The organism is Ligilactobacillus sp., from assembly GCF_036846325.1.
Classification (GTDB): Bacteria; Bacillota; Bacilli; order Lactobacillales; family Lactobacillaceae; genus Ligilactobacillus.
This window is the reverse complement of record NZ_DAIUCE010000017.1, coordinates 19,200-25,204: the sequence shown is the minus strand read 5'-3', so window position 1 is coordinate 25,204 and position 6,005 is coordinate 19,200. Positions and strand designations below refer to the sequence as shown.

The window sequence follows — 6,005 nt, the reverse complement described above, 5'->3', positions numbered from 1 at the left end:
GTCTTGCTGTTTTGCTTTGTTGGATACGAGCTTTGCTTTAATGGCGATATTGGCGGTGTTATCGGGCAGGTTAAGCATTTATTCTTAAGTGGCGTCGATATTGGTTCAATCGTAAATAAGGATGCCGGCATCAACCTTGGAACCTATTTGATTTTTGAAATGATGTTTGCGTTGATTACGCCCGCATTGTTTGTTGGAGCCATTGTCGGACGCATGAGATTCAATTTCCTGCTCGTCTTTATTATCTGCTGGACTTTCATTATTTACTATCCGCTCGTACATATGGTCTGGAGTCCGTCGGGGTTAATGTTCAAAGCAGGAGTGCTTGACTTTGCAGGCGGGACTGTTGTTCATATCAATGCCGGGATTACGGCATTGATTCTTTCAATTTGTCTCGGCCCTCGTTTGAAGCGTGAAACGGAACACTATGATCTTCCATGGGTTCTTCTTGGAACGGCCATTCTCTGGATCGGATGGTACGGATTCAATGCCGGTTCGGCTTTGGCAGCCGGCAAGATTGCCTTGCAGGCATTTATTACGACGACTGTTGCAACCGGCAGCTCAATGATGGCATGGATGCTGATTGAAATGAAGGTTGACGGTAAACCGACGCTGGTCGGCGTATGTACGGGCGCTTTGTGCGGCTTGGTCGGCATTACGCCGGGGGCAGGCTATGTTACGGTCGTTGGAGCATTTTTCATCGGTATTATCTGCACGTGCACGAGTTTTGCATTCATTACTTATATCAAGCCGAAGATGAAGTTTGATGATCCGCTTGACGCCTTTGGATGTCATGGCGTTTCAGGCATTGCCGGATCTGTTTTGACAGGTGTGTTTGCTACGAAGGCTGCCAATCCCGGCATCGCCGAAAATGGCCTTTTCTACGGAGGCGGAGTTCATTTGTTTTTGATACAAATCATGGGAACCGTTGTGACGATTATTTTTACGACCGTGCTGTCATTTGTTCTGATTGCTATTTTGCGTCGTTTCATTCCGATGCGTGTTACCGAAGAAGAAGAAATTGTTGGTTTGGATGCCGGAGAACATGGAGAAGCCGTTGATTCTTCTGCAGGCAGCCATGAAATTGAACGATACAGAAGCGAGTTTCAAGGTCAGCTGGCTCATTTGATGGGGGACAGCGGACCAAGGTACAGATAGAAAAACGATGCATGCAGATGTCGTGCTGAATGATCGAGACTAAAAAGGCAGTCGTGCTCAAAAACACGACTGCCTTTTTGATTATGCTTTTCACGCAGCAAACTTGACTGTATTTTCAAAAGCTTTTGAATAACCCTGGATTTTTCAATTGAAAAGTCGAGGCTGAAAACCTCGACTGGATCAAAGGGTTAACCAAATGGATTCCATTTGTACTTTGCACGTTCGCCTCCGATTAATTTCGGACGGGAGCGAAGATACGTCGTGTGCGCGAATCCGATTTCCTTGACGGATGTTCTGACCGGAATCTGGACAAATTTTACGTGCATGCCGATTGACGTATCACCGATGTCCATTCCTGCCTGCGCGATGACGTGCTCAACTTCAACGGGATCGTCCATTTGCTCGAATGCGGCGATCTGGCAGGAGCCGCCGGCATGTTCGCTTGGAAAAACGGTGACGATTTCGAAGTTTTTTTCTTCAGCGATTTTTCTTTCGACGACAAGGGCGCGATTCAAGTGTTCGCATCCCTGGACGGCCAAATACAGTCTGCGCGGCTTCAAAACTTCCATAACGGCAGAAACAACTGTGCGTCCAACGTCGACGCTGGGGTATTTACCGATGGTTGCACCCTGAATTTCGCTTGTGCTGCATCCCAAAACAACCAGATCGCCTTCATGCAGGTTTGCCTGATCCAGCAATTCAGTTAATCCGCTCCGAATTTGTTCTCTGATCTTATTTAAATCGATTTCCAAAATTACACCTTCTCATAATTGCCGGGAAACCTTCCGTTATCCCGGGTTGTTGTATCAATTATAACACCATCTGTTGTGTCGGTGTTTCATGTTTTTTGAAATAAAAAATGTTTCACGGGCATCCGATCCCAATGTAAAAAGGTTTTTATAAGAGTTTCACACGTTCTATATCTAGCATTGCGGGTTTTCTTCAGGCCCTATATATTGTGTTTTTGCTGTTTTCGTTATAATATAGAATATGCTGGAAGGTCGGAAGGAACATCCCGACCTTCCATGAACGGAAAAGCTTGTTTTTATACAAGCAAAGAATAATGGAAATCTTGATGCGGGGGTTGACTTGAATGATGGAATTAAAAAATGATGAAAAAAGCGTGACGAAAAGGCCGGATACAGTCGTCAAGCGCGACGGATACAGGATGCCCTTTGCAACATATAAATTAAAGTATATTTTCAGTGCTCTCGGGTTGGCCGGACAAAGCGATGCGTTGCTTGGTCTGGTCATTAAGAAATTTGATGATCAGAAGACGGTTGAAACTGCTGAAATCTATGATGCCGTCATTGAAACTTTGAAAGAAAACGATTTTGACGGTGAGGCTGAAAGATTCATTTCAAAACATAAAGTCAGAGAAGAAGAGTGGCAAAAACAAACGGATCCTACCGAGCGTTTGACCCGGCTTCAAAAGAAGGATCCAACGCTCGTGCATGAAAATGCCAACAAGGACAGTAACGTTTTCAATACTCAGCGCGATCTGACCGCAGGAACGGTTGGCAAAACGCTTGGCTTGCGCTTGATGCCTGAACATGTTGCCAAGGCTCATCTTCGCGGCGACATCCATTATCATGATCTTGACTATACGCCGTGGAGTCCGATGACGAATTGTTGCCTGATTGATTTTAGAGAAATGTTGACTAACGGCTTTAAAATCGGGAATGCCGAGGTTGAAAGTCCTCACTCGATTCAAACTGCAACGGCGCAGATGTCCCAGATCATTGCAAACGTGGCATCCAGTCAATACGGCGGATGTTCTGCAGACCGTGTGGATGAGGTTCTTGAGCCTTTTGCTATGCGTAATTATGAAAAACATTTGGCTGAATCCAAGGATTACATCGAAAACCCTGAAAAGCAGGTCGAATTTGCCAGGAAAAGAACCAAAAAAGACATCTATGATGCAATGCAGGCTTTGGAATACGAAATCAACACCTTGTTTTCATCGCAGGGACAGACGCCGTTTACAACGCTTGGATTTGGACTGGGAACTTCATGGATTTCGCGTGAGATTCAAAAGTCAATTTTGAGAATCAGAATTGCGGGCCTTGGACGCGAAAAGCGCACGGCAATTTTCCCAAAACTTGTCTTCACTTTAAAGAAGGGCTTGAATCTGATGCCGGGCGATCCGAACTATGACATCAAGCAGCTGGCGGTTGAGTGTGCTACGAAACGCATGTATCCTGACGTTTTGATGTATGACAAGATAGTTGAACTGACTGGAAGCTTCAAGGCGCCTATGGGGTGTCGCTCTTTTCTTCAAGGCTGGAAGGACGAGGAAGGCAATGAAGTCAATTCAGGCCGAATGAACCTAGGCGTCGTGACCATGAACCTTCCGCGGATTGCGCTTGAATCAGAAGGAAATATGGATCTTTTCTGGGAAATATTCAATGAACGTCTTGACGTATGTCATACTGCACTCGAATTCAAAGTCAAGCGTGTTTTGGACGCCATTCCTGAAAATGCACCGATTCTTTATCAATACGGTGCATTTGGCAAGCGTCTCAAGACTGGAGAAGACGTGAATGAATTATTTAAAAATGAACGTGCAACAGTCTCATTGGGTTATATCGGACTCTACGAGGTCGGAACGGTCTTTTACGGTCCAGACTGGGAACACAACAAGGAAGCCCACGATTTTACATTGTCAATCGTTAAGAAGCTGCATGATGCTTGTGTAAAATGGTCAGAACAGAGCGGCTATCATTATAGTGTCTACTCAACTCCAAGCGAGTCGCTGACGGATAGATTCTGTCGTTTGGATACTGAGAAATTCGGAAAGATTAAGGATATTACGGATAAGGAATACTACACGAACAGTTTTCATTATGACGTCAGAAAGCATCCGACTCCGTTTGAGAAGCTATCATTTGAAATGGACTATCCGAAATATGCTTCAGGTGGATTCATTCATTATTGCGAATACCCTAATCTGCGTCAAAATCCGAAAGCTTTGGAAACGGTTTGGAACTGGGCCTATGACAAGGTCGGCTATCTTGGAACCAACACACCGATCGATCATTGCTATAAGTGCGGCTTTCAAGGCGAGTTCAAGGCAACGGAGCGAGGTTTTGAATGTCCAACGTGCGGTAATCACGACCCTAAGACTTGTGATTGTGTCAAAAGAACGTGCGGCTATCTTGGAAATCCTTTGCAGCGTCCGATGGTGCATGGACGTCACGTCGAAATTGCTTCCCGCGTTAAGAACATGACCGAAAGGATGGCTGAAGATGTCGAATAACAATCAGATTCGGGTAAGCATCGGCGGTGATACGTGCTTTATTTCTAAGTCTGATCTGGATAAGGGCAACACAGCTAAGGAACCTGTCAAACGGAGTTCTCGTATGCCTAAAAAACCCAGAGACCCTCAACCGAAAGAATGGCTTTCAAGTGAGTTGTCTCAAAACTATATTGCCGACTACAAACCATTTAATTTTGTCGACGGTGAAGGAGTCAGGTGCAGTCTTTACGTCAGCGGGTGCTTGTTTGCATGTCCCGGTTGCTATAACAAGGTTGCTCAAAATTTTCATTACGGCAAGCCGTATACGCAGGAACTTGAAGATCAGATAATTGCGGATCTCGGCGAAGATTATGTTCAAGGATTGACGCTGCTTGGGGGCGAACCGTTTCTGAACACCGATGTTTGTTTGAAACTGGTCAAAAGAATCAGGGAAGAGTACGGGGATACCAAAGACGTTTGGTCCTGGAGCGGCTATACTTGGGATGAGCTGCTGCTTGATTCGGAAGACAAGCTTGAATTGCTGCATAGTATCGATATTCTTGTTGACGGACGTTTCAGGGAAGATTTGAAGGACTTGACGCTGCAATTCAGGGGAAGTTCCAATCAAAGAATCATTGACGTCAAGAAGTCATTTGAAAAGGGCGAGGTCGTTATTTGGGAAGGCCTGGTCAGATAATAAAAAGCAGTCGGGATTTTTCCCGGCTGCTTTTGTCATATCTTGTAATCATTCGGATCTGCAAGCAGAGGATCATACTCATTCATCTGAGAGTCACGATAGTCCCACCATTCATTGACATAACCGACAAATCCCGCTTCAGTCATAGCCTTGTCCAAAATTTGGTAATGTTTTTCTTGAAGAGGGGTTCTTTTTGCATTTCGTAATGCATGTTCGGTGAAGTCGTCAAATCCGGTTTGCATTTCAACTTCGCGACCGTTCATGTCAGTCAGCGTCAAATCAAAGGTGACGCCTTTTTGGTGACTGAAGTCAGGATTGGGTTTCGCAACGAATTTAGGATCCGGATAGACTTCGAAAAGTCTTTTTTGCGCTGAAACAGGGCGATATGCATCCCAGACTTTCAAGCGATATCCCTGGCCTTTGACTAATTTGCTGGCATGTGCGAGTTTTCTGGCCGTTCCTGTCCTGGCAATTGCGGTTTGAAAGTCATAGATGACCTTGCCGGTAAAGTTGTCGGACGTTGCATACTTGAGATCAACGATGATTTCCGGATCCAACGCCTGAATATTCGTAAATCCTGTCAGTTCTTTTTTCATATAAATACCTTCCGATGCTTTTTATAGGAATTATAGCGCTGGAATTTCTTCAAGGCAATCCTTTGGAAGGATAATTTTTTTAAGCGTATTATCAGGGGATTTTGGAAAGTTCGGTGATATAAATGTAAGGTTGAATATATGTTAATTATTCCTTAACTTTTTAAGAAAAGATAAAGAAATTGAACATAAACGTATATCTAGCGGTATTTTAAATCATTCTAACACAATCCGAATTATGATTATTGCAAAAATATTACAAAAAGTAGTATCAATTTTTTTAAAGTGGTGTATAATGGTATATGAGGATATATATTGT

At 44.2% G+C, this 6,005-nt stretch carries 5 protein-coding genes; 3 read left to right on the top strand and 2 right to left on the bottom strand.

The genetic code is table 11. From position 1 onward, the window contains the following. Positions 1 to 1,158, top strand: a 1,158-nt coding sequence (locus tag V7Z60_RS03165) for an ammonium transporter (protein ID WP_334116246.1), incomplete at its 5' end; no start/stop codon positions are given. A 188-nt stretch (positions 1,159 to 1,346) separates the two neighbouring features. On the opposite strand, the gene V7Z60_RS03160 is transcribed toward V7Z60_RS03165, so the two are convergent. Beyond that, the gene (locus V7Z60_RS03160; RefSeq protein WP_334116244.1) at positions 1,347 to 1,910 is read right to left on the bottom strand and encodes a TIGR01440 family protein; all 564 of its coding nucleotides are present in this window, start codon (positions 1,908 to 1,910) and stop codon (positions 1,347 to 1,349) included. 341 nt (positions 1,911 to 2,251) lie between these two features. On the opposite strand from V7Z60_RS03160, the gene nrdD reads away from it, so the two are divergent. Together nrdD and nrdG are read left to right on the top strand one after the other, a co-directional pair. Then, the gene (nrdD, locus tag V7Z60_RS03155) at positions 2,252 to 4,417 is read left to right on the top strand and encodes an anaerobic ribonucleoside-triphosphate reductase (RefSeq protein WP_334116242.1); all 2,166 of its coding nucleotides are present in this window, start codon (positions 2,252 to 2,254) and stop codon (positions 4,415 to 4,417) included. Further along, on the top strand, positions 4,407 to 5,093 hold the full coding sequence (gene nrdG, locus V7Z60_RS03150) for an anaerobic ribonucleoside-triphosphate reductase activating protein (RefSeq protein ID WP_334116241.1): 687 nt from the start codon (positions 4,407 to 4,409) through the stop codon (positions 5,091 to 5,093). Before nrdD ends, nrdG begins: the two co-directional genes overlap by 11 nt. Positions 5,094 to 5,128: 35 nt before the next feature. On the opposite strand, the gene V7Z60_RS03145 is transcribed toward nrdG, so the two are convergent. After that, positions 5,129 to 5,689, bottom strand: coding sequence for a M15 family metallopeptidase (locus tag V7Z60_RS03145; RefSeq protein ID WP_334116239.1), 561 nt, complete (start codon positions 5,687 to 5,689; stop codon positions 5,129 to 5,131). Positions 5,690 to 6,005: the final 316 nt, after the last annotated feature.